General features: G+C 68.1%; 21 protein-coding genes and 1 tRNA gene. 7 read left to right on the top strand and 15 right to left on the bottom strand.

The window, feature by feature from the left end; translation table 11 throughout:
* Nucleotides 1–81: 81 nt before the first annotated feature.
* A complete protein-coding gene (locus tag ACJMK0_RS16555) occupies nt 82–1,554 on the top strand; it encodes a WS/DGAT/MGAT family O-acyltransferase (protein WP_405239971.1) in 1,473 nt (490 codons plus the stop codon).
* A 49-nt stretch (nt 1,555–1,603) separates the two neighbouring features.
* On the opposite strand, the gene ACJMK0_RS16550 is transcribed toward ACJMK0_RS16555, so the two are convergent.
* Genes ACJMK0_RS16550 through ACJMK0_RS16540 form a run of 3 tightly spaced genes read right to left on the bottom strand, consistent with a single transcriptional unit; the run spans nt 1,604 to nt 4,449 of the window.
* The gene (locus ACJMK0_RS16550; protein WP_405239969.1) at nt 1,604–2,851 is read right to left on the bottom strand and encodes a sialidase family protein; all 1,248 of its coding nucleotides are present in this window, start codon (nt 2,849–2,851) and stop codon (nt 1,604–1,606) included.
* On the bottom strand, nt 2,844–3,731 hold the full coding sequence (locus tag ACJMK0_RS16545; protein ID WP_405239967.1) for an SDR family oxidoreductase: 888 nt from the start codon (nt 3,729–3,731) through the stop codon (nt 2,844–2,846). The genes ACJMK0_RS16550 and ACJMK0_RS16545 overlap by 8 nt, the downstream gene beginning before the upstream one ends.
* Before the next feature lie 16 nt (nt 3,732–3,747).
* Nucleotides 3,748–4,449 (bottom strand): glutathione S-transferase family protein, encoded by a 702-nt coding sequence (locus ACJMK0_RS16540; protein ID WP_405239966.1) that lies wholly within the window; start codon nt 4,447–4,449, stop codon nt 3,748–3,750.
* A gap of 133 nt (nt 4,450–4,582) precedes the next feature.
* Here ACJMK0_RS16540 and ychF point away from each other — a divergent pair, with 133 nt between their 5' ends.
* A complete protein-coding gene (gene ychF, locus ACJMK0_RS16535) occupies nt 4,583–5,674 on the top strand; it encodes a redox-regulated ATPase YchF (RefSeq protein ID WP_405239964.1) in 1,092 nt (363 codons plus the stop codon).
* A gap of 6 nt (nt 5,675–5,680) precedes the next feature.
* Here ychF and ACJMK0_RS16530 read toward each other — a convergent pair whose 3' ends face one another.
* The 3 genes from ACJMK0_RS16530 to ACJMK0_RS16520 all read right to left on the bottom strand — a co-directional run bounded on the left by ACJMK0_RS16530 (nt 5,681) and on the right by ACJMK0_RS16520 (nt 8,295).
* Complete coding sequence (locus ACJMK0_RS16530) at nt 5,681–6,196, bottom strand: hypothetical protein (RefSeq protein WP_405239963.1); 516 nt, start codon at nt 6,194–6,196, stop codon at nt 5,681–5,683.
* 67 nt (nt 6,197–6,263) lie between these two features.
* Nucleotides 6,264–7,784, bottom strand: coding sequence for a PH domain-containing protein (locus ACJMK0_RS16525; RefSeq protein ID WP_405239961.1), 1,521 nt, complete (start codon nt 7,782–7,784; stop codon nt 6,264–6,266).
* Nucleotides 7,771–8,295 (bottom strand): PH domain-containing protein, encoded by a 525-nt coding sequence (locus ACJMK0_RS16520; RefSeq protein WP_405239960.1) that lies wholly within the window; start codon nt 8,293–8,295, stop codon nt 7,771–7,773. Before ACJMK0_RS16520 ends, ACJMK0_RS16525 begins: the two co-directional genes overlap by 14 nt.
* Before the next feature lie 126 nt (nt 8,296–8,421).
* Between ACJMK0_RS16520 and ACJMK0_RS16515 the strand changes: the two genes are divergently transcribed.
* Nucleotides 8,422–8,498: transfer RNA gene (locus ACJMK0_RS16515), tRNA-Met, on the top strand.
* A gap of 13 nt (nt 8,499–8,511) precedes the next feature.
* Here ACJMK0_RS16515 and def read toward each other — a convergent pair.
* Genes def through ACJMK0_RS16500 form a run of 3 tightly spaced genes read right to left on the bottom strand, consistent with a single transcriptional unit; the run spans nt 8,512 to nt 10,790 of the window.
* Nucleotides 8,512–9,039 (bottom strand): peptide deformylase, encoded by a 528-nt coding sequence (gene def / locus ACJMK0_RS16510; RefSeq protein ID WP_405239958.1) that lies wholly within the window; start codon nt 9,037–9,039, stop codon nt 8,512–8,514.
* A complete protein-coding gene (locus ACJMK0_RS16505; protein ID WP_405239956.1) occupies nt 9,040–9,858 on the bottom strand; it encodes a formate/nitrite transporter family protein in 819 nt (272 codons plus the stop codon).
* Nucleotides 9,834–10,790 (bottom strand): hydroxymethylglutaryl-CoA lyase, encoded by a 957-nt coding sequence (locus tag ACJMK0_RS16500; protein WP_405239954.1) that lies wholly within the window; start codon nt 10,788–10,790, stop codon nt 9,834–9,836. Before ACJMK0_RS16500 ends, ACJMK0_RS16505 begins: the two co-directional genes overlap by 25 nt.
* 177 nt (nt 10,791–10,967) lie before the next feature.
* Between ACJMK0_RS16500 and ACJMK0_RS16495 the strand changes: the two genes are divergently transcribed.
* Entirely contained in the window at nt 10,968–12,173 is a 1,206-nt protein-coding gene (locus tag ACJMK0_RS16495; protein WP_405239952.1) for a CaiB/BaiF CoA transferase family protein, read from the top strand.
* Between the two features lie 63 nt (nt 12,174–12,236).
* Here the strand turns inward: ACJMK0_RS16495 and ACJMK0_RS16490 are convergent, their stop codons facing one another.
* Genes ACJMK0_RS16490 through ACJMK0_RS16475 form a run of 4 tightly spaced genes read right to left on the bottom strand, consistent with a single transcriptional unit; the run spans nt 12,237 to nt 16,904 of the window.
* A complete protein-coding gene (locus tag ACJMK0_RS16490; protein ID WP_405239950.1) occupies nt 12,237–13,520 on the bottom strand; it encodes a dihydrolipoamide acetyltransferase family protein in 1,284 nt (427 codons plus the stop codon).
* Complete coding sequence (locus ACJMK0_RS16485) at nt 13,517–14,533, bottom strand: alpha-ketoacid dehydrogenase subunit beta (RefSeq protein ID WP_405239948.1); 1,017 nt, start codon at nt 14,531–14,533, stop codon at nt 13,517–13,519. Before ACJMK0_RS16485 ends, ACJMK0_RS16490 begins: the two co-directional genes overlap by 4 nt.
* A 3-nt stretch (nt 14,534–14,536) precedes the next feature.
* Nucleotides 14,537–15,778, bottom strand: a complete 1,242-nt coding sequence (locus tag ACJMK0_RS16480; protein ID WP_405239946.1) for a thiamine pyrophosphate-dependent enzyme — start codon at nt 15,776–15,778, stop codon at nt 14,537–14,539.
* Between the two features lie 25 nt (nt 15,779–15,803).
* Nucleotides 15,804–16,904, bottom strand: coding sequence for a Leu/Phe/Val dehydrogenase (locus tag ACJMK0_RS16475; RefSeq protein ID WP_405239944.1), 1,101 nt, complete (start codon nt 16,902–16,904; stop codon nt 15,804–15,806).
* A 129-nt stretch (nt 16,905–17,033) separates the two neighbouring features.
* Between ACJMK0_RS16475 and ACJMK0_RS16470 the strand changes: the two genes are divergently transcribed.
* Nucleotides 17,034–17,501 carry an Lrp/AsnC family transcriptional regulator gene (locus tag ACJMK0_RS16470; protein WP_405239942.1) on the top strand — a complete coding sequence of 156 codons (468 nt, stop codon included), beginning with the start codon at nt 17,034–17,036 and terminating at the stop codon, nt 17,499–17,501.
* Between the two features lie 7 nt (nt 17,502–17,508).
* Here the strand turns inward: ACJMK0_RS16470 and ACJMK0_RS16465 are convergent, their stop codons facing one another.
* Nucleotides 17,509–18,699, bottom strand: coding sequence for an amino acid aminotransferase (locus tag ACJMK0_RS16465; RefSeq protein WP_405239941.1), 1,191 nt, complete (start codon nt 18,697–18,699; stop codon nt 17,509–17,511).
* A gap of 194 nt (nt 18,700–18,893) precedes the next feature.
* Between ACJMK0_RS16465 and ACJMK0_RS16460 the strand changes: the two genes are divergently transcribed.
* Nucleotides 18,894–20,042 carry an aminotransferase class V-fold PLP-dependent enzyme gene (locus tag ACJMK0_RS16460; protein WP_405239939.1) on the top strand — a complete coding sequence of 383 codons (1,149 nt, stop codon included), beginning with the start codon at nt 18,894–18,896 and terminating at the stop codon, nt 20,040–20,042.
* Nucleotides 20,039–20,917, top strand: coding sequence for a formyltetrahydrofolate deformylase (gene purU, locus ACJMK0_RS16455; RefSeq protein ID WP_405239938.1), 879 nt, complete (start codon nt 20,039–20,041; stop codon nt 20,915–20,917). The genes ACJMK0_RS16460 and purU overlap by 4 nt, the downstream gene beginning before the upstream one ends.
* 35 nt (nt 20,918–20,952) lie before the next feature.
* On the opposite strand, the gene leuD is transcribed toward purU, so the two are convergent.
* Nucleotides 20,953–21,570 carry a 3-isopropylmalate dehydratase small subunit gene (gene leuD, locus ACJMK0_RS16450; protein WP_405239936.1) on the bottom strand — a complete coding sequence of 206 codons (618 nt, stop codon included), beginning with the start codon at nt 21,568–21,570 and terminating at the stop codon, nt 20,953–20,955.
* Between the last annotated feature and the right edge of the window lies 1 nt (nt 21,571).

Here is a 21,571-nt window from a genome sequence, read left to right as displayed (position 1 = left end):
CGCCGCGCCGCCAGCCGCTGCCATGGGCGCCCCGTAGCGGTAAACTGCGGCATATTCCCGCACAGCCGCCAGGTAGCGATCATGCACCAGCTCAGCCCCCAGGATGCCCAGTTCCTGTACATGGAATCGGCGAACAACTTCACCCACGTCACGGGTGTGCACGTCTTCGACCCCTCGACCGCGCCGGGCGGCAAGGTGCGCTTCAAGGACATCATCGCCCACGTGGAGAGCCGGCTGCACACCTCGCCGATCTTCCGGCGGCGGCTCGTGCGCGTGCCGCTTGAGCTGGACTTCCCCTACTGGGCGGACGACGAGTACTTCGACATCGAATACCACATCACCCACGGGCGGCTGCCGGAGCCGGGAGACTGGCGCCAGTTCTGCATCCACGTGGCCCGCTATCACTCCCGGCCGCTGGCCATGCAGCGTCCGCCCTGGGAGATGTACGTCATCGAGGGCCTGGACCGGATCGAAGGCTTTCCCGAGGGCGCGTACGCCATCGCGACCAAGCTCCATCACACGGCCGTGGACGGCGCCGCCGTCATCCGCTTCTACGCGGCCATGTCGGATGTGGATGCGTTGGGCACGCCCGCGCTGGTGGTGCCCAAGCGGGAAGAGGAGCCGGCGGCGGAGCCGACCCCGCGGGAGATGGTCGGCCGTGCCCTGGTGAACAACGTGCGCGAGCCGTTCCAGCTGGCCAACACGGTGGTGCGCTCCGTGCCGGCGCTGGCCGGCCTCGCGCAGAAGGCGCTTCGCCGCGACGACGGAACGAGCAAGCGCGTGCCGTTCACCCGCTTCAACGTGCCGGTGGGCCCGCACAAGATGTTCGATGCCGCCATCTTCGCGCTCGACGATCTCAAGCAGATCCGCAAGGCGGTGGAGAACGCCACCATCAACGACGTGGTGATGGCCGTCTGCGCCGGCGGTCTGCGCCGCTATCTGGAGCACCACGGTGAGCTGCCCGAGGACCCGCTGGTGGCCTGGGTGCCCATCAACGCGCGCCCGGGCAAGAGTACCGGCGTGGACGTGGAAGCCTCCGGCAATCGCATCACGGCGATGACCGCGAGCCTGCACACCCACGTGGCCGACCCGCTGGCCCGTCTCACCGCCATCACGGCGGGCACCCGGCAGAGCAAGGAGGCCAAGTCGGGGATTTCCGCCCGGCTCATGACCGACATCTCCCGGCACATCCCGGCCGCCACCCAGGCCCTGGCCGGCCGCCTCGTGCTGCGTGCCGGCGCCGCCCAGCGCGTGTGCAACCTGTTCATCTCCAACGTGCCGGGCCCGCAGCAGCCGCTGTACATGGCCGGCGCCCTGAACCTGCACTCGTTCGGCATGGCGCCGCTGGCGGACGGCATGGGGCTGTTCATCGGCACGCCCAGCTACAACGGTGAGATCACCTTCAACGTGACCTCAACCCGCCACATCCTGCCGGACATCGATTTCTTCGTGGAATGCCTGCGCCAGTCGCTGGGCGAACTTAAGGCCGCGGCGGAGGCACCGCCGGCCGCGAAGAAGAAAAGGAAGCGCAAGAAGAAAGCGCCGTCCTCGTAGGAGGGCCTTCAGGCCCGATTGTCTTGGCGAATCGGGCCTGAAGGCCCTCCTACCTGTTCGGAGTTACGCGGACGGTGTGGACGCGGTGTGTGTCCTCGCCTTCCGCAGACGTCCATGCCACGATCAGGTCGTTGTCGTCACGCGCTATCTGGGGAAAGCCGACTTGTCGCGCGGGTTCGTCTCCGGAGAGAAAACTCGCGTCTGGCGCGAGCTCACCCGCGGCGGTGATCTCGCGCAGCATCACATGCCCTCGGCCGGGAGCTGTGTGATCGACATAGCTCACGACCGAGCTGCCATCCTCGAGCGTCACCACATCGACGCGGCCCCAGGTCGGGCGGGGCGCGAGATCGACGTGCAGCGGTTCAGAGTACGTTTCACCGCCATCGTGGGAGCGAGCGAATCGGACCGCCGGCTCGTCGGCTGCCGTGTACCAGGCGACATCGATCTGCCGACCGTCAGTGGATATGGCCGGGCCGTTAACCGGGCAACCGGCGATCTTCCAGCCGTCGTCGTGGACTGCCACGGGTTCCCCCCAGCCGTCGTCGCCGGCGCGGACGGTCTGGATGTCGCGGATCTCGTCTTCGGTACGGTTGCGGTAGACGACCAGCGGGCCGTCTTCGGTCACCACCGCATCGGTCTGGCAGCAGTCGCAGACCAGCCCGTCCACCAGTTTCCCCGCAAGCAGCTCGCCCTCTGGCGACACCAGTGCCGAGCGCAGCGTCATGCCGCCGCCGCCATGGCCGCCGTGGCCGCCGGTCATGTTGCGTCCGTCCAGCCAGACCACGCCGACGGCATCCTGCCAGGGAAACAGGGTTACGAAGCCGTGCTCGGTGGGTGTGCCGTCGGTATGAGGCCGGAAGGGTTTCGACCAGGTTTCGCCGGCGTCGTCGGACACCGTCAGCATCACATCGTAAGCGTAGGCGGAGTCGGCGGATCTCGCGAGCCAGTGGGCGGCCCAAATTTCGTCGGTGATGGGCACGACCGACGGGAAGTCGGCCCAGTTTACGAACCAATCCGTGCCGCGCGCGATCTCCACCGGCTCGCTCCAGGTCTCGCCTTCTAGCCGCGAGTAGCGCAACGCATGAACGTCGCCCTTCGGCTCGAGCCAGCTCAGTAGCACCGTGCCGTCCGGTGCCACGGCGAGATGGGGCTGGGCGCTGCCATCGCCCGCCGGCGACGGGATGGGCTCGACTGCTCGCCAGCGGGAGAGACCGATGTCGGCGGCCTGAACAGGCGGCAGCGGCAGGCAGAGCAGGACAATTATCGCCGCCAGTCGGCACAGCCGGACGTTACCCATTGCGCGCCGCCTTGTCCCGCTCGTTCGCCTTGCGGATCTCCTCGCGCATCTCGTCCCATTCGTCGTCGGTGACGTCGATCAGCTGGGAGTAGAAGTTGCCGCCGGTGGCGAGTCCCTGGGCGCCGTCGATGGCGATGGTTTCGCCGGTGAGGTAGTCGCAGCCGTCCGCCATGAGGAAGGTGGCGAGGTTGGCCAGCTCCGGCATCTCCCCGTAACGTCCCCAGGGGTTGGATCGCTCCATCGAGTCCTGTTTCTCCGCGGCTTTCGAGCCCGGGTTCAGCCGCTCCCACGCGCCCTTGGTCGGGAACGGCCCCGGCGCGATGCAGTTCAGGCGGATGCCGTAGCGGCCCCATTCGGTGGCCAGCGACTTGGTCATGGCATCGATGCCGGACTTGGACATGGCCGAGGGCACGACGAAGGCCGAGCCGTTGCGCACCCAGGTGGTGGTGATGGAGATGACGCTGCCCTTGTGACCCCGTTCGATCCAGCGCCGGCCCACCGCGTGGGTCACGTAGAAGGTGCCGTGGAAGACAATGCTGGCGATGGCGTCGAAACCCCGCGGCGAGAGATCCTTGGTCGGGCTGACGAAGTTGCCGGCGGCGTTGTTCACCAGGCCGTCCAGCGGGCCCTCGGCGAAGATGCCGTCGATCACCTCGTCCACCGCCTGGGCGTTGCGGATGTCCAGGGTGCGCGTGTTCACCCGGCCGCCGTGCTTCTCCGTCAGTTCGCCGGCCGTCTCGTCCAGCACGGACTGGCGTCGGCCGCAGATGTAGAGTTCGGCGCCGAGCCGGAGGTACTGCTCGGTCATCACCTTGCCGAGCCCGGTACCGCCGCCGGTCACCAGGATGCGCTTGCCCTTCAGCAGGTCGTCTCTGAACATGGTCTTCCTCCGTGGTCTAGAGCACCGGCGCCATGGTGGCTTCGTCCACCCGTTGCATCCAGCGGCGCACGTCCTTCTTCCGCGCCAGCGCCGCCTCGCCCTCGGGCACGCCCTGCAGGCAGTGCAGCATCACGAACACCGAGATGTCCGCGATGCTGAGGGACTTGCCCACCAGCCACTTCCGATCGCCGAGCAGGCCGTCGATGGCGTCGACGTGGCGATTCAGGTCCTTCGCGATGGTCTCCGGCGACTTGCGGCCGATGCCCTGGGCCCGGGTCGCCTTCAGCGCCGCGCGCGGGATGATCCTGGGTCCCAGTTTCCGGAACCACTCGGGGTCATACTTCAGCAGTTCCGGCGCCCAGCGCCGGGCGTTCTCCGGCACCGCGAAGCGGAGGTAGAACTCGTAGAAGTACAGGGATTCGTCCGCCCAGTCCTCCAGTACGTGGCACATGGCCGCCTCGGCCGGGACGATGGGGTAGACGTGCGGCTCCGGGTACTTCTCCTCCAGGTACTCGACGATGTCGGTGGAATCCGCCAGGCGCACGCCGCCGTCCTCGATGGCCGGCAGCTTGTTGGTGGACGAGACGGCCTTCGCCTTGCCGAACAGGAAGGCGAGCATCGGCACCTCGACGATCTCGTAGGAGATCTTCTTCAGGTTCATCACCCGTTTGACCTTCTCGCAGAACGGCGAGACCTCGAACTGGTAGAGCTTGACCATTGGTCCTCCGGGGGGATTCGGCGCCTTATGCGGGCCGGGCATTCTTGTTAGGATACGCGCCCTGTCGGACGCCCCTTGAGTTAATTCGATTATACAGAGCCCCGCTGCCGGCGCGGGCGCACGGACCCGGACCATGGCAATCAGATGCGGCATCGTGGGACTGCCCAACGTGGGCAAGTCCACGCTATTCAATGCACTCACCGCGGCGGAGATCGCGGCGGAGAACTATCCTTTCTGCACCATCGACCCCAACGTGGGCGTGGTGCCCGTGCCGGATCCCCGGCTGGAGCGGCTGGCGGCTATTGTCCGTCCCGAGAAGGTGATCCCCACCACGATGGAGTTCGTCGACATCGCCGGCCTGGTGGCGGGTGCCTCCAAGGGCGAGGGCCTCGGCAACAAGTTCCTGGCCAACATTCGCGAGACCCACGCCATCGCGCACGTGGTGCGCTGCTTCGAGAACGACGACGTCACCCATGTGGCGGGCCGGGTGGACCCGGTGGGCGATGCCGAGGTCATCAACACCGAGCTGGCGCTGGCGGACCTGGAGTCGGTGGAGAAGGCGCTGGACAAGGCCGAGCGCGCGGCCAAGACCAACGAGAAGAAGGCCGTGGCCTGGCGGGATCTACTGAAGCGGGTGAAGGCGCACCTGGATACCGGCGCACCCCTGCGCACCCTCGAGCTGGACGACAACGAGCGCGCGGATCTGCGGGAGCTCTTCCTGCTGACGGGCAAGCCGGTGATGTACATCGCCAACGTCAACGAAGACGGCTTCGAGAACAATCCCTACCTGGACGCGCTCAGGGAACTGGCTGCGTCCGAGGGTGCCGAGGTGGTGGCGGTGTGCGCGGCCATCGAGGCGGAGATCGCCCAGCTCGACGAGGACGAGAAGGCGGAGTTTCTCGCGGACCTGGGCCTCGAGGAACCGGGTCTGAACCGGGTGATCCGGGCGGGCTACCGGCTGCTGGGATTGCAGACCTTCTTCACCGCCGGGCCGAAAGAGGTGCGGGCCTGGACGGTGCGCGTCGGCGCCACGGCACCCCAGGCCGCCGGCGAGATCCACACGGACTTCGAGAAGGGCTTCATCCGCGCGGAGGTCATCGCCTACGACGACTACGTGGCGAAGAACGGCGAGGCGGGGGCCCGGGAGGCCGGCAAACTCCGTCTGGAAGGCAAGGACTACGTCGTCAGGGAGGGCGACGTGATGCACTTCCGGTTCAACGTCTGAGGGGCGTTACGACGACGGTCCGGACGAAGGTTCCTCACGCAGCCACAGGAACCCCTGCCAGACGCTCTCCCGGTTGCCGTCACAGGCGTCGCAGGCACGGGCGCGTTCCTCGTCGGTAAGCTGCGCATCGAGGCTCGGCATGAAGAGACGACCCTCGATGCGGTTGCGGTCCGTCTGGGTCAGTTCGATCGGATACTCGGCCTCGCACGCGTTCTCGCGGCGATAACCGCGTTCGTAGTACCAGCACTGCCAGGTCGCGCGGGCGGTGCCGGTGTAGCGGTTCGTGCCGACGCGCGCGAGGTCGTAGCTGCCGCTCGGGTAGCGACCCTCTTCGGACGCGCGTCCCCAGGTACCCCGGAGCCTCCGGTTCTCGAGCACGAGGGTGCGGGGAGTTTCGCTTTCCGCCGAGACCCAATTGCCGGTCGGGTCCGGCCCGACGGCGCATCCTCCGGTGCAGAGTGCCAGCGTCATCGACAGGCAGGTCCAAGCGGGAATTCGGCTGGTGGCGCGCGTCATCATCATCGTCCAAGATCCACACTAGGAGGGCCTGCAGGCCCGATTGATTCTCTGATCGGGCCTGAAGGCCCTCCTACAGCCAGGCCAGGCGGCTGGATTCCACCCGGTAGAGCACCCGGTCGCAGAGGCGCAGCGCCACGGTCTCGTCGATCCAGGGCACGGTTACCGTCTCCGCCGCCAGCACGAACTGCAGCGTGACCAGGCCGTGGCGGCGCTGGAACGGCGACTGCACCACGTCCACCCGCTGCACCTTGCGCAACAGGAACGCCTGCAGCGTAGAGCCAACGAAGCCCTGGCGCACCACGGCGGCATCCGCGGTGAGCGCGAGGCCCCAGCGTGCGTATCGACGCCGGATCAAGGGCCAGGCGCCTGCGGGTACGAGCAGGGCGATGACGGCGGCGACGGCCAACGGGACGTTGATCGCCAGCAGCGCCAGTCCGGTCACGGCGCCGATCGCGCCGAACAGCAGCGTCCGCGAGCGGACGTAGCGCCGCGAGATCGGGTGGAAGCCGTTGCCGTCCATGCGCAGATCGAGCTCGCGGCCTTCGTCGCCGAAGAACACGGCCGGCGCGCGCTGGACGAACGACGGCGATGCCAGCGGGATCAGGAAGCTCTTGCGCGTGTTGACTGCGTGGCTGGCGGCCTGCTTGGCGACCATGCGGAAGGCGCCGAACAGCCGCAGCAGCGGTCCCTGGCCGATGCGCAGCACCTGCAGCTTGCCGAGCCCCATGGAGTGCTCGTGGGTGGTGAGCAGTCCGCCGCGGGAGCGGATGACCTCGCCGTCGGTGCCGAGCGTGTAGCCGTGATGGCGCAGGAAGGCGCCCAGAACCGAGATACCCATCAGGACCATGGCCGCGGCCAGGATGCTGGCGACGGCAACGAATGCGGCTGCACCGGCGGGCAGGTCCTGCAGCATCTCGGCGACGGGCCCGAACGTGCGCTCGAGCCAGGGGCCGGCGCGTTCGGCGAGCTCATCGGCGAGAGGCGCCAGCACGGCGAGCAGGATCAGCGCTCCGTTGCTCGTAAGGCCGATCCGGACCATGTCGCCGGGGGACAGCGCCAGCAGGGTCTCGCCTTCCTCCGAGTTCGCTTCCTCCGCGCCGGCCACTCTATCCGCGCTCTCGTTCTTGCGGCGCCGGATGCGGCCCCGCAGCCGGTCGCCCAGGTCGGCCGGGATGGCGGGCAGGTGGCCCTCGGCCGTCGCCGAGCCTGCGGTGTCGAGCTTCAGGTCCACCAGGCCGAACAGCCGGTAGATCGGGTTCTGCGTGGTGTTGATGCCCTGGATGCGGTCGTAACCGATATCGAGTTCCTCGCGCTGGAATATGCCCTGGCGGATGCGGATGCCTTCTTCGTCGATGCGGAAACGGAACCGCAGCCAGCGCCCGACGGCCACCAGGATCAGCACGGCGAGGAGGGCGCCGGCCAGACCGTAGAGCCGATCCTGGGTGGTCCAGCCCGTGCTGATCACCACTGCGGTGGCGGGCACGACGGCCTGGAACAGGTTGCGGGCTACGCCGCGCAGTATCTGGCCGACATAGAACAGCACTGAAAGGGGCGAGGCCCGCTGCCAGCCGTGCGCCTCAGCCGGACTCATCGGCCTGCCCGGCACGGCGCAGGATGTGTTCCCGCAGCCGGTGTGCCTGGTCGGTCTCCAGCCCGCGGATCTTGAGATCGCCGCCGCTGCCGCCGGCGGTGTAGACCACGAGCGTGGCCAGGCCGAACAGACGCTCGGTGACGCCGCTGGTGGTCTCGACGTGCTGGATGCGGTTGAACGGAATCGCGATGAGCTTGCGGCGCAGCACGCCGACCCGATACAGGAGGTCGTGCTCGCGCAATGCGTAGCCCCGGTGCCGGACCGACAGCGGCGACCAGACGGCGACCACGAGCATATGGACGGCGGCATAGAGCGCAACGCCCTTCGGCACGGAGCCGGGCGCATCGATGATGCCGAGGGCTGTGCCGCCAAACGCCACGAGGAGCGCGATGCCGAGGCCGACGACGTGCCCGGCGATGAGTTCCGCCAGGTAGCTGCGTGCGATTGGCTGCCAGCTCACCTCCTCCACGGAGGGCAGGGATTCCAGCGGTATCTCGGCGTTCTCGAACATCGGGGAGGCGGTCTGGAGCGAAGAAGGTCCGGGATTATACCGGCAGCGAGGACCCGGCAGCGGCGCTTGACTCCGCGGGCCCCGCGGTCGACAATTCACGCCCCCGACCCGGGGGTCCCCTGCCGTGGTGATGTAGCTCAGTTGGTCAGAGCGCGGCACTCATAATGCTGAGGTCGGTGGTTCAAATCCACCCATCACCACCATCCACACCGCCCGCTAATCGAAGACGCCGGCTTCGATCAGTTCCCGCTCGAAGCCGAATTTCTCTTTCTCGACGATGCGGTCCGGATAGAGGATACCGTCCAGGTGGTCGTACTCGTGCTGGAAGACCACGGCGTGGAAGCCGTCGGCCTCGCGCTCGACCGGCTCGCCGTACGGGTCGAAGCCCCGGTAACGGATGCGCCGGTAGCGGGGCACCCAGCCGCGCAGGCCGGGCACGGACAGGCAGCCCTCCCAGCCGCTCACCTGCGAGTCGTCCAGCACTTCGTAGCTGGCGTTCACCAGCACGGTCGTGGGCACCGGTTCGGCGTCCGGGTAACGCGGGTTCGATTCCACGCCGAAGATCATGACCCGCAGCGGCACGGCGATCTGGGGCGCGGCGAGCCCGGCGCCGTCGGCGTCGGCCATGGTGTCGAACATGTCCGCGATCAGGTCGTGCAGCTCGGGCGTGTCGAAGGCTTCGACGGGCCGGGAGACCTGGCGCAGTCGGGGATCGCCCATCCGCAGGATCGGCCGGATGGCCATTCAGAACTCCTCCTGCACCTGGCCGTAGGCGAGCAGTGCGAAGAGTCCCGTGCCGCCGAGAATGTTGCCGAGCAGGCTGGGCAGGATCAGGCCGAACACGCCCTCGACGATCCCGAGCTCGCCGGAGAGCTGCAGCAGGAATACCTCGGAGGAGCCGACGATGACGTGGGCGAACCCGCCCAGTGCGATGAGATAGGTCATCGCGATCACCACCCAGAACTCGCTGCCCTTGGCGTTGGGGATCATCCAGACCATGGCGGCCACCAGGAAGCCGGCGGGGATGCCCAGGCCTATCGCCTCGCCGGGAGCCATCAGGGCGAACTTCCGGCTCACCTCGAGCATGGCTTCGAGATGCTCAGGATGCACCGGTCCTGCGGCCACGACGAAGGCCGCGGTCAGGAAAGTGCCGGTCAGATTCGCGATCAGGACGACGCCCCACAGGCGGCCGAGCCCGATCCAGTTTTCCCGTTTCGGGTTCTTCAGCAGCGGCAACACCGCCGTGACCGTCTGCTCCGTGAACAGCTGCAGGCGACCGAGGACGACGATGAGGAAGCCCAGGCAGTAACCGAAACTCGTGACCGCCTGTGCCCAGTCGGCCGCGGGCAGATAATGGAAGAGCAGTCCGGTACCCAGTAGCGACGCGGAGATGCCGACGCCGGCCGCGAGCCCGGACCACCAGAGGGAGGAGGTGGGCCGGCGCAGTTCCTCGATGCCCTCGCGGCGGACGATCTCGTAGATGAGCGGCGAGCGCAGGCGTTGCCGCTCCTGTGCTTCCTTCTTTTCGGTCTTCTCGTTCACGCGGCGGAGGGCAGGCCCCACGGCGCCCGGTAGCCTTTCGGCAGGCCGGCGTCGGGGGTGAAGCCGTAGAGTTCCTCGTCGGGCAGTGCCTCGCGCACGATGTCGCGCACCCGGAGCAGCTTCTCGATGTCGATGCCGGTGTCGTAACCCATGCTGTCGAGCATGAACACCAGGTCCTCGGTGACGATGTTGCCGCTGGCGCCCGGCGCGAAGGGGCAGCCGCCGATGCCGCCCAGCGACGCATCGAGGGTGGTGATGCCGACGTCCAGGGCCGCCAGCGCGTTCGCCAGCCCCAGCCCGCGGGTATTGTGCAGATGCACGCCGGTGAGAGCGTCGTCGCCCACCTCGGCGCGCACCAGCTTCACCAGCCGCTGCAGCTGGGCCGGATTCGCGTAACCGGTGGTGTCCGACAAGCCCACCTCGTCGCAGCCGAGTTCCATCAGCCTGACGGCAAGCTCCACGACCCTGCGCTCGTCCACCGGTCCCTCCAGCGTGCAGCCGAACGCGGTGGACAGCCCGCCCTCGAACTCGGGGCGCTCGTCGGCCGGCAGGGTGCCCAGCAGCTGGACGATGGCGCGCACCTCTTCCAGCACCTCGGCGTGGGTCTTGCGCAGGTTCGCCTTGCTGTGGGTCTCGCTGACCGACAGCGGCAGCGTGATCTTGTGGGCGCCGGCGGCGATGGCGTCCTGCGCGCCCCTGAGGTTCGGCACCAGGGCGGCCACCGTGAGGCCGGGCAGGGTGCGGGCGTAGCGGACGATCTCCGCCGTGTCGGCCAGCTGGGGCAGGAGCTTCGGCGGCACGAACGAGCCCACCTCGATCTCGCGCACGCCGGCTTCCGCCTCGGCAGCGATCCAGGCCTTCTTCGCCTCGGTGGGCATGATGGTCTCGATGCTCTGCAGGCCGTCCCGCGGTCCGACCTCGCTCACCAGGATGCGGGTAGTGTTCGTGCTCATGGTCTCCGTTACTCGGCTGACGTGCGGATGACAACCATACTATCCTACGCTAACGTCCCCAACCCTCGACGGCTCGGGATTTCGTAGGAGGGGCTTCAGCCCCGATTCGCCTGCTCGATTCGCCAGCCGGATTCGGGAATCGGGCCTGAAGGCCCTCCTACCTGCAAGAGGACAACGATGACGCGTAACCGGGAAGACCTGCCGCTGGCCGGCATCAGGGTGGTCGAGTTCACCCACATGGTGATGGGGCCCGCCTGCGGGCTGCTGCTGGCGGACATGGGCGCAGATGTCATCAAGATCGAGCCGGTGAAAGGCGACAACACCCGGCGGCTGCTCGGCTCCGGCGCAGGCTACTTCCCGATGTACAACCGCAACAAGCGCTCGATCTGCCTGGATCTGAAGTCCGCCGAGGGCAAGGCGGCGGCGCTGAAGCTGGCGGAGTCGGCGGACGTGCTCATCGAGAACTTCCGGCCGGGCGCCATGGACAAGCTGGGCTTCGGCTGGGAGGCGATGCACGCGCTGAACCCCCGCCTGATCTATTGTTCCGAAAAAGGCTTCCTGGCCGGGCCCTACGAGCACCGCACGGCGCTGGACGAGGTGGCGCAGATGATGGGCGGTCTCGCCTACATGACCGGGCCGCCGGGGCGCCCGCTGCGGGCCGGGGCGAGCGTCATCGACGTGCAGGGCGGCATGTTCGGCGCCATGGGCGTGCTGGCCGCGCTGGAGCAGCGCCATCGCACCGGCGAGGGGCAGAAGGTGGTCAGCTCGCTGTTCGAGAACACGGTGTTCCTGGTGGGCCAGCACATGGCCCAGTACGCGGTCACGGGCACGCCGGCGGCGCCGATGCCGGCGCGCATCTCCGCCTGGGCGGTTTACGAGGTGTTCGATACCGGCGATGACGAGCAGGTGTTCGTCGGCGTCGTGAGCGACACCCAGTGGCGCCTGTTCTGCGAGGCGTTCGGCCTGACGGAATTCGCGAACGACGAGACCCTGGCGGCGAACGGCGACCGGGTGCGGCAGCGCGACCGCATCATCCCGGTCATCAGGGAGACGTTCCGCCGCTACACCAAGGCCGAGCTGATGGAAAGGCTCGAGCAGACGGGCCTGCCGTTCGCCCCCATCGCGAAGCCGGAGGAGATGTTCGACGACCCGCACCTCAATGCCGGCGACGGCCTGGTGGAGGTCACGGTGCCCGGCGGCGAGCATGCCGGCGAGACCGCGAAGCTGCCGGCGCTGCCGCTGGAGATGGCGGGCGAGCGTTTCGGCCTGCACCACGACGTGCCGCGCCAGGGTCAGCATACCGCCGAGGTGCTGGGCGAACTCGGCTATCCGGACGAGGAGATCGCGCGGCTGTTCGAAGGCGGCCTCGCGGCTGGCGAGTAGCCGGCAGCGGCGGCCCCGGCCGCGGCTGCGACACGCCGGCCCTCGCGCGTCAGCTGACGCGCCTCAGATGAACAGGGTCGCCGGGTGCTCCAGCAGTTCCTTCATGCACTGGATCATGGCGGCCGCGTCGTAGCCGTCCACGAAGCGGTGATCGAAGGAGGACGACAGGTTCATCATGAGCCGCGCCGTCACCTGGCCGTCGACGATCACCGGTCGCTGCACCGCCTTGTTCACGCCGATGATGGCCACCTCCGGCTGATTGATGACCGGCGTGGAGACGATGCCGCCCAGCTTGCCGAGGCTGGTGATAGTGATGGTCGAGCCTTTCAGCTCGTCCGGTTTCGCGCTCTTGTCCCTGGCCGCCTCGGTGACCCGCCGGATCTCGCCGGCGAGATCGTCCAGGTCGCGGGCCTCGGCGTGGCGCACCACCGGCACCTTGAGGCCGTCCGGCGTCTGGGTGGCGACGCCCAGATGCACCGGGTTGTGGCGCAGCAGCAGCTTGCGCTCGGCATCGTGGGTGGTATTGCACTGGGGGAAATCGGCCAGCGCGCGGATGAGTGCCAGGCCGATGAACGGCAGCAGCGTGAGTCGCTCGGCCGGGTCGGACTTCTTCCCGTTCAGGTGTTTGCGCAACGCCTCGAGTTCGGTGACGTCGATCTCCTCGACGTAGGCGAAGTGGGGTATCTCCTGCTTCGCCTTCGCCATGCGCTCGGCGATGACCCGGCGCAGGCCGATGATCTTCACCTCGGTGGCGCCCGTGGCGCGGCGCGGGGAGGGCGACGGGCCGCCGGCCGAGCGCTGCTCGACATAGCGGTCGAAGTCCTCGCGCAGGATGCGGCCGCGGGGGCCGGAGCCTTCCACGTCTGTGAGGTCGATGCCGGCTTCCTTCGCGCGGCGGCGGATGGCGGGGGAGGTGATGACTTTGCCTTTGCCGGCGCGTTTGGGTGACCCGGGTTTTTGGGTCGGGCCTGAAGGCCCTCCTACATGCTTCGGCGCGGCCTCGGGTTCCCTGGCCTGGTCTGAAGCACCTCCTGTAGGAGGGGCTTTAGCCCCGATTCCATTCTCCGCCTCGTCGTCGGTCGGGCCTGAAGGCCCTCCTACATCATCTTTCGTCTCGAAGACGAGCAGCGGCGTGCCTACCTGCACCATGTCGCCGGGTTCGCCGGCGACCTTCGTCACCTTGCCGGACACCGGGGAAGAGACTTCCACCGCGGCCTTCTCCGTCATCATGGTGCAGACGACGTCGTCCTCGGCCACCTGGTCGCCGACCTTCACGTTCCACTCGCCGATCTCGGCTTCGGTGGTGCCTTCCGCGAGGTCGGGGAGTTTGAAGATGTATTCGCTCATCCTGCCTCCATCACCTTGCGGATCCCGGCGGCCACGCGCTTCTGGCCGGGGAAATATTTCCATTCGAAAGCGTGGGGGTAGGGCGTATCCCAGCCCGTCACCCGCTCGATGGGCGCCTCCAGGTAGTAGAAGCAGGCTTCCTGGATGCTCGCCGTCAGCTCTGCGCCGTAGCCGCTGAAGCGGGTGGCCTCGTGGGCGATCAGGCAGCGTCCCGTCTTGCACACCGACTCGGCGATGGTGTCGATGTCCAGCGGCATCAGCGTGCGCACGTCGATGATCTCCGCGTTCACGCCGGCGAGTTTCGCCGCCGCCCGGGCCACGTGCACGATGGTGCCGTAGGTGACGATGGTGAGGTCCTCGCCCGCGGTCACGATGTCCGCCTTCGACAGCGGCACGGTGTAGTAGTCCTCGGGCACCTCGCCTTTCGGGTGATTGGACCAGGACAGCGCCGGCTTGTCGGGGTCGCCGTCGAAGGGGCCGTGGTAGATGCGCTTCGGCTCGAAGAAGACTACCGGGTCCGGCGACTCGATGGCGCTGATCAGCAGGCCCTTGGCATCGTACGGGTTCGACGGCATCACGGTCTTGATGCCGCTCACGTGGGTGAAGATGCCCTCCGGGCTCTGGGAGTGGGTCTGGCCGCCGCGGATGCCGCCGCCGCAGGGCGTGCGGATGGTCACTGGCGCGGAGAAGTCCCCGCCGGTGCGGTAGCGGATGCGGGCCAGTTCGCTCACCACCTGGTCGAAGCCGGGGTAGATGTAGTCGGCGAACTGGATCTCGGCCACCGGCCTCAGTCCGTTCACGGCCATGCCGATGGCCGCGCCGATGATGCCGCCCTCGGCGATGGGCGCGTCGATCACCCGGTGTTCGCCGTACTTTCTCTGCAGGCCGTCCGTGCAGCGGAACACGCCGCCGAAGTAGCCGACGTCCTCGCCCATGACGATGACGTCCGGGTTCTTCTCCATCATCACGTCCATCGCCGAACGGATGGCCTGCACCATGGTCATCTGTGCCATGACTCAGTCCTCCTCCTCGAGTTCGAGCAATTGCCGGCGCTGGGCCTCCAGATGCGGCGGCGTCTCGGCGAAGACGTCGTCGAACATCTCCGACGGATCCAGCCAGGGACCTTCGGTCATCGTCCCGTAGGTCTGTGCCTCCTTCCAGGCGGCGGAGACTTCCTCCTTGAGCTCGTCGCGCAATGCCTGGTGCTTGTCCTCCGACCAGTGGCCGATGGCGATCAGGTGATCCTTCAGGCGCTCGATCGGGTCGCCCAGCGGGAAGGCCGCCCATTCGTCCTTCGGCCGGTACTTGGAGGGGTCGTCGCTGGTGGAGTGCGCGCCGCCGCGGTAGGTGACGTGCTCGATCAGGGTGGGACCGCCGCCGCGCCGGGCGCGTTCCGCCGCCCACAGCGTGACCGCATACACCGCCAGGAGGTCGTTGCCGTCCACCCGGATCCCGGGTATGCCGAGGCCGAGGCCGCGCGCCGCGAACGGCCGCCGCTCGCCGCCGGCGAAGCCCTGGAAGGTGGAGATGGCCCACTGGTTGTTCACCACGTTCAGGATGACCGGCGCCTGGTAGACGGCGGCGAAGGTCAGCGCGTGATGGAAGTCGGCCTCGGCCGTGCTGCCGTCGCCGAGCCAGCTCGTGGCCACGTGATCCTCGCCCTTGATGGCCGCCGCCATGGCCCAGCCCACGGCGTGCGGGTACTGGGTGGCCAGGTTGCCGGAAACGGAGAAGATGTTGCCGTGCCGGCTGTGATACATGATGGGCATCTGCCGACCCTTGCACATGTCACGGGTGTTCGACAGGCACTGGGACATGAGGTCCACCAGCTTCGTGCCGCGGTACAGGAACAGCGCCTGACTGCGGTAGGAGGGGAAGCACATGTCCCCCGGCCTGAGCGCCATGCCCTGGCCGATGGAGACCGCCTCCTCGCCGAGGGACTGCACGTAGAAGGAGATGCGCCCCTGGCGCTGGGCCTGCCACATGCGCTCGTCGAAGACCCGGGTGAGCAGCATCCAGCGCAGCGCCCGCTGCAGCTCGGCGGCATCGATGTCCGGATCCCAGGGCCCCACCGCCTTGTGATCGTCGTCCAGCACGCGGATCAGGCCCGTGCTGAGCTCGTCGAGCTCCCGGGTGCGCGCGTCGATGGGCGGCCGGGCGTGGGCGCCGGCGGGCTCCAGTTGCAGATAGCTGAAATCCGGCTCTTCGCCGGGACGTGCCGCAGGATGCGGAATGTGCAGGCGTGACTTCTTGGTCATGCGTCGAGGATCCCCCCTGAGATACTCATGAAATCTGTCGGCCGGAAGGCGCTGTCTCCTCCGCCGGCCGGTCGGCCGCCCCGCCACCGGCGACGATGCGGCGGGCGAGTTCGTCGGCGACCTCGTTCGTGGGCCGCCCGGTCTCCTCCGCCTCGGCGAAGATGGCGCGCAGGCGGTCCGGGATGCGGCTGACCTCGGCGCGTACCTCTTCCCTCGAGCTGCCGCCCAGGTACTCCCGCGCCACGCTGATCACGCCGCCGGCGTTGATGACGTAGTCCGGCGCGTACAGGATGCCGCGTGCCGCCAGTCGTGCGCCGTCCCCGGCCGTCGAGAGCTGGTTGTTCGCGCCGCCGGCCACGATTTTCACCCGCAACCGCGGGATGCTGGCCGAGGTAAGTATGTTGCCGAGTGCACAGGGTGCCAGCACCTCGGCCTCCGTGGCCAGCAGTTCGCCCACCGGCACCACCGTTGCGCCCAGTTCCTCCCGGGCGCGCTCGGCGTTGCGCCGGTTGACGTCCGCCACGATCAGCGCGGCGCCGTCCTCGTGGAGCAGCCGGCACAGGTGCCAGCCGACGTGGCCGACGCCCTGCACGGCCACGCGGATGCCCTGCAGCGAGTCGGCGCCCAGTTTCGTCTCCACGGCGGCGCGGATGCCGAGGTAAAGGCCCAGCGCCGTCCAGGGCGAGGGATCGCCGCCGGCGCTCTCGCCGCTCTGGGGCAGGCCCGAGACAAATTCGGTCTCTGTGCGCACCGCGCGCATGTCCTCCACGCTGATGCCGACGTCTTCGGCGGTGATGTAGCGCCCGTGCAGGGAGGCTACGGAACGGCCGAAGGCGGCGAACAGTTCCGGCGACTTCGGCGCCCGGTCACTGGCCAGGATGACGGATTTGCCGCCGCCGAAGGGCAGTTCCGCGATGGCGTTTTTGTAGGTCATGCCCCGGGACAGCCGCAGCGCGTCGGTCAGCGCGTCGGCTTCGCTCGCGTACTGCCAGCGGCGGCAGCCGCCGGCCGCGGGACCCAGCGCCGTCGAGTGCACGGCGATGATGGCCTCCAGCCCTGAGTCGGGATCACAGAAGTGATGGATGGATTCGTGCTGATCGAATTCGGGATGGTCGAATACGCTCACCGGCTGCCCCCTGCAGTGTCTAACCTTCAAATATATCCCGGTGACAGGGAATTATTTCTGAAATTTCATTGGCATCAACCACGATTTGCGCATAATGAATGCGTCATTGGCTGTCAGAACGCTTTCGCCATGCAGACTCTCGATCTCGACAAGACCGACCGCCAGATCCTCAATCTCCTCCAGACGGAGCCTGGAATCAATGCCTCGGCCATCGGCGAGGCCATCGGGCTGTCCCAGTCGGCCTGCTGGCGCCGCATACAGCGGCTGCGCGAGGCCGGCGTGATCCGGGATCAGGCGGCGGTGCTGGATGCCGAGAAGGTGGGGCTGAACACGATGGTGTTCGCCCTGGTGAAGCTGACCTCCCACGGGCGCAGCAACCTGTCCGCATTCGCCGATGCCGTCCGGGCCTTCCCGGAGGTGCAGGAATGCTACCTGCTCATGGGCACGGTGGACTTCCTGCTGCGCATCGTCGCCGAGGACATCAAGGCCTACGAGCGCTTCTTCTTCGATAAGCTCTCCCAGGTGCCGGGCGTCCAGGAGATCACGTCGAACATTGCGCTGTCGCGCATCAAGCACACCACCGTGCTGCCGCTGTAGCGCCGCCTCAGAGTACGGCGGCGACGGATTCGACGAAGTAGTCGATGTTGCCCGCGTTCAGCGACGCCACGTTAATACGTCCGGAGTCGACCATGTAGATGGAGTACTCGTCGCGCAGCCGCCGCACCTGGTCCACCGACAGCCCCATGAACGAGAACATGCCGGACTGGCGCTCCATGAAGGAAAAGTCGCGCTCGACGCCGGCGTCGCGGAACTTCTCCGCCAGCACCCGCCGCAGGCCGTTGATGCGGTCGCGCATGCCGTCCACTTCCCCGACCCAGCGGGCGCGCAGATCCTCGTCGTGCAGGATGATGTCGACCACTCCCGGTCCGTGGGCGGGCGGCATCGAGTAGTTCGCCCGGGTCAGTTTGTTGATGACCGTCTCCACGGCGCTGGCCCGGTCGGCATTCTCCGTGACCACCGTCAGCGCCCCGACACGGTCCCGATACAGCGCGAAATTCTTCGAGCAGGAGGTGGCGATGATCACCTCCGGGCAGCGTTCCGCGAACAGCCGCACGGCCAGGCAGTCCTCCTCCAGGCCGCGCTCGAAGCCCATGTAGGCGGTATCGATCACGGGTGTGAAGCCTTTCTCCGCAGCGAGATCCACGACCTCCTCCCATTGGTCCGGGTCGGGCGTGACGCCGCAGGGGTTGTGGCAGCAGGCGTGGAACAGAACGGCATCGCCCGGGCCGCGCTGGCCGATGGCCTCCATCATGTCGTCGTAGCGCAGGCTGCTGGTCTCCGGGTCGAAGTAGGGATAGCTGTGCATCGGCAGGCCGGCGGCGGGGAACAGGGCGAGGTGATTGCCCCAGGTCGGGTCGCTGGCCCAGAGTTCGGTGCCGGGGCTCGCCCGGTGGATGAGATCGCCGGCCACCCGCAGCGCGCCCGTGCCGCCGGGCGTCTGGATGGTGCGCACGCGGCCGGCGCGGACCACCTCGCTGTCGGCGCCGAACAGCAGTTCGGTCATGCCCTCGTTGAATCCGGCCACGCCGGCGGGGCCGAGGTAGGCCTTGCTGGTCTGGGTCTGCAGGAGCCGTGCCTCCGCCTCCTTCACCGATCCGAGGACCGGCGTCTCGCCCTCCTCGTTGCGGTAGACGCCGATGCCGAGGTCGACCTTCTTCGGGTTCGTGTCGGCGGCGTGGGCGGCGATGATGCCGAGGATGGGATCGGGCGGGACGGGTTTGACTTGTTCGAACATGGAGTCTGGTTCGCCTTGTTGGTTTGTGTTCTGCCGGCGGGCCGGCGGTATCCGGTGCAATCCGGCCAAGCATAACGCGTTCGCGCAGGGTTTTGGTCGCCAGGCCGGCTGGGAAGGGGCCGGCCCGGCTGCTATTCTCTCGCCGCTCCTGCCATTGCCATTGCCTTGCCGACCCCAGCCAACGAGGAAGCGCCATGCCCGGCCCGCGATCCGACATCGATCCTGCAAGTGATCCCCAGGTTGACCCGGAGGGTCTGCTCGAGTACTCGGTGGTTTTCACCGACCGGTCGCTGAACCACATGTCCGCCCTCTTCCAGGGGGTCATGAACGACATCTCGGCCGGCCTGAAGGACGTGTACGGCGCCGACGCCGTGGCGGTGGTGCCGGGCGGCGGCACCTTCGCCATGGAGGCGGTCGCCCGCCAGCTCGCGACCGGGCGGCGCTGCCTCATCGTGCGCAACGGCTGGTTCAGCTACCGCTGGACCCAGATCCTGGAGATGGGCGGATTCGCAGCCGGATCGACGGTGCTCACCGCCCGACAGAGCGGCGAGGGCGCCCGGGCACCGTTCGTGCCCCCGCCGATCGACGAGGTCGTCGAGTGCATCCGGGCGGAACGGCCGTCGGTGGTCTTCGCGCCCCACGTGGAGACCTCGGCCGGCCTGCTGCTGCCCGACGACTACGTCCGCGCGGTCGCCGATGCCGCGCACGAGGTGGGCGCACTGTTCGTGCTGGACTCCGTCGCCTCCGGCTGCCTCTGGGTGGACATGCAGGCGCTCGGCGTCGACGTGCTGATCAGCGCGCCCCAGAAGGGCTGGAGTTCCACGCCCTGCGCGGGGCTGGTGATGCTGAGCCGCCGCGCGCGCGAGTACGTGGAGGCAAGCGAGAGCGGCAGCTTCGCCTGCGACCTCCGCAAGTGGCTGCAGATCATGCAGGCCTACGAGAACGGCGGGCATGCTTACCATGCCACGATGCCCACCGACGGCCTGCGCCAGTTCCGCGACACCCTGCACGAGACGCGCGATTTCGGATTGGAGCGCGCCCGCGACGCGCAGGTGGCACTCGGCCGCCGGGTGCGGGACGCGCTGGAAGGGGCGGGCTTCGCCAGCGTCGCCGCGCCGGGCTTCCAGGCGCCGGGGGTGGTGGTCTCCTACACCGACGACCCGGACATACAGAACGGCAGCCGGTTCGCGGCACAAGGGCTGCAGATCGCCGCCGGGGTGCCGCTGATGTGCGGCGAGCCGGACGACTACCGCAGCTTCCGTATCGGCCTGTTCGGGCTGGACAAGCTGGCGAACGTCGAGCGCACCGTGGCCCGCCTGGCCGAGGCGCTGGAGCGCCTGTGAGCGGCGGGGAAAATGCGGGGCAGCCGTCCCGCGAGTACATCCTGACGATGCACTGCCCGGACCGTCCGGGCATCCTGGCGGCGGTGACCGGCGCGCTGGCGGAGCGCGGCGGCGACGTCCGTGACGCCCAGTCGTTCGCCGACGACAGCACGGACGAGTTCTTCGTGCGCATGCACGCACTGCTGCCTTCGGACGAGGCGGCCGCCGCGTTCGGCGCAGCAATCGGCGAGCTCGCGGTGCGGCTCGGCATCGGCTGGGAACTGCACGACTGCGCGGTGGCGCCGCGCGTGATGATCATGGTGTCGAAGTTCGACCACTGCCTGCGGGACCTCCTGCACCGGCGCGAGACCGGCGCACTCCGGGCAGACATCCCGCTGGTCGTCTCCAATCACGACGACGCCCGGGCGCTCGCCGAGTGGCACGGCATCCCCTTCGTGCACCTGCCGGTGTCGAAGGACAGCCGGCCCGAGCAGGAGGCGGAGGTGCTGCGCCTCGTCCGCGAGCACCGCATCGACCTGGTCGTGCTGGCCCGCTACATGCAGATCCTGTCGGCCGGCATGGTTCGCGAGCTGGCCGGCCGCTGCATCAACATCCACCACTCCTTCCTGCCGAGCTTCAAGGGGGCGATGCCCTATCGGCAGGCCCACGAGCGGGGCGTGAAGCTGATCGGCGCGACGGCGCACTACGTCACCGAGGATCTGGACGAGGGCCCGATCATCGAGCAGGACGTGCGACGCGTGACCCACGCCACCACGGAGAGCGAGATGACCGGGATCGGCCGGGAGACGGAAGCGAGCGTGCTGGCCCGGGCCGTGCGCTGGCACGTCGAGCGCCGCATCCTGCTGAACGGCGCGAAGACCGTCGTCTTCCCCTAGCCTGTCCCTCTGGCCCGATCTGGCGGCCGATGCTCCTACAGATAGATCCAGGGCCTGTCGGCGCGATCGCGCTCGCGGAAGGCGAGGATCTCCGCGTCCAGCTTCATCGTCTTCGCGATGGGGTCGAGGCCCTGCAGCAGCATCTCCTTGTCCCCGGCGCCGATGTCGAAGGGGTAGTCCGCGCCGGCCGCGTCCGTGACCGTCTGCGACGGCAGGTCGATGGTCACCTGCTGGGAAGGCTCGGCGTCGACGTGCAGGGCGATCGCCTCGATGTCCGGCTCGGCGAGACGCACGGGCAGGATGCCGTTGCGCACGCAGTTGCCGTAGAAGATGGAACCGAAGCCGGGCGCGATGACCGCGCGGAAGCCGAAATCTTTCAGCGCCCATACCGCGTGTTCCCGGGACGAGCCGCAGCCGAAGTTCTCGCCGGCCAGCAGGATGGTGGCGTGGCGGAAGGGTTCGCGGTTCAGCACGAACTCCGGGTCCTCCTCCCGGGCGGCCACGTCCCGATAGCGCCAGTTCGCGAACAGGCCCTCGCCGAGCCCTTCCCTGGATACCCGCTTCATCTCCCGGCTCGGGATGATGGCATCTGTGTCGATATTGATGCGCAGCAGCGGTGCGGCGATGCCGCTGTGGCTTACGAACGGTTCCATT

Origin of the sequence: Lentisalinibacter orientalis, assembly GCF_040706535.1 — a bacterium.
In the GTDB taxonomy this organism is placed as follows: domain Bacteria; phylum Pseudomonadota; class Gammaproteobacteria; order Steroidobacterales; family Woeseiaceae; genus Lentisalinibacter; species Lentisalinibacter orientalis.
The sequence above is the reverse complement of the archived record's forward strand: the minus strand, read 5'-3'. Positions and strand labels throughout refer to the sequence as shown.